General features: G+C 64.1%; 1 protein-coding gene. It reads right to left on the bottom strand.

Translation table 11 applies throughout. The annotated features are described in order from the left end of the window. On the bottom strand, positions 1-1,533 hold a 1,533-nt coding region (locus VTU_RS29305), incomplete at both ends, for a hemagglutinin repeat-containing protein (RefSeq protein WP_010108643.1).

Raw genomic sequence — 1,533 nt, 5'->3', positions numbered from 1 at the left:
CGTGCCGCCCGCGACGCTGGCCAGCGTGATGCCTTCGCGGGCGACGAGCTCGCTGCCCACGGCCACGATATTGCTGCCCATGTAGGCGGGGGTGCTGGCCACGCGGGTGGTGCCCGTGCTCGCCAGGCTGATGTTGCGCCCGCTGGCTTGCAGGCCCGCGGCCGACACGTTGCCCTTGAAGGCGGAGACCTTCAAGTCATCGCCTGCACTGAGGGTGATTCTGTCCACGCTGGCGCCTGCGGCGTTGGACAGCGCGTTCAGGCTGACGGAGCCATCGTTGGCCTCGATAGTGAGGTTTTTCCCGGCGCTCAAACTCGAGCCCGTGGCCATGACGCTGCCGCCCGAGACCAGCATGTTGCTGCCGGCGCTCAGGCGCACTTTCTCGCCATTCGTGGCCGTGCGGCCGCTGTTCGCGCGCAGGGTCAGGGCGGTGCCTGCCATCACGCTCATGTGCTGGCCTGCGGTGATGGTGCTGCCTGCGGCAATGTCCACCGCCCGGGCCGCCTGAACGTGCACGTTGCCGTCACTGCTGACCGCTGTGCTGCCGGGGCTGGAGACGTAAACGCCCCCGGTGGCCAGCGCCGTGGTTTGGGTTTGCCCACGGACATTGCCGCCCGTGATCCATATGTTGGCTGCGCTGTCCCTGAACTCGGCCCCGGTTTCCAGATGGACTTGCTGGCCCGTGACCGTGACGTTGGACAAGGCAATGCCCGTGCCCGCCAGGACCGAGACGTTGCCGCTGCGCGACGTGACGCTGGCATTGCGGGTCCTCACACTTTTATCGGTGCGCAGTTGCACATCCTTGCCGGCTGCCACGGATGCGCCTTCGCCAAGGTAGATCTCATCTCCGGCGCTGATGCTCACTTGTCCATCACCCATGGTGCTGCCCACTTGGGTAGCGCCACGGTCGGTGTTGTTGTTAAGAAGCTTGACACTCCCCTTGGCGCTGATGACCACGGCACTGTCCGCAGTTTGCTGGACGAGGCCTGCGCCAAACAGGTAGGTATCTCCTTCTGAAGCGGTGACAACGCTCCGTGTGCCCTGGATGGAGCCAGCGTTTTTAATATATCCCTTGGGGGTGACCAAGCTGACCGCGCCGGCTGCAATCGTGCCCCAGTTTTCCAGTCGATCATTGGCCGTGACGGCGATCTGTCCACTGCCGGCTGCAATCGTGCCCCGGTTTTCCAGCCGATCATTGGCCGTGACGGCGATCTGTCCACCGCCGGCTGCAATCGTGCCCCGGTTTTCCAGCCGACCATTGGTCGTGACGGCGATCTGTCCACCGTTAGCCCGCCAAATGCCATAGTTTTCCAGCCGACCATCGACCGTGACGGCGATCTGCCCACCGTCAGCCTGCCAGATGCCCCAGTTGCGCACGCCCAAACCCGCTTGGGTGACCAGGATGCTGATGTTGTTGGCGTGCATGCCGCCCAAGGGGAAGCTGTCCATCACATAGTAAGAGGGCGGATCGCTGCTATCCTGGTTGCTGATGAGCCCCGTGTCATACGCCACGGTTTGCGCGCCTATGGTGAT

The organism is Verminephrobacter aporrectodeae subsp. tuberculatae At4, assembly GCF_000193225.1.
GTDB classification, from domain to species: Bacteria; Pseudomonadota; Gammaproteobacteria; order Burkholderiales; family Burkholderiaceae_C; genus Acidovorax; species Acidovorax aporrectodeae.
This window is presented reverse-complemented; position numbering and strand designations above follow the sequence as displayed.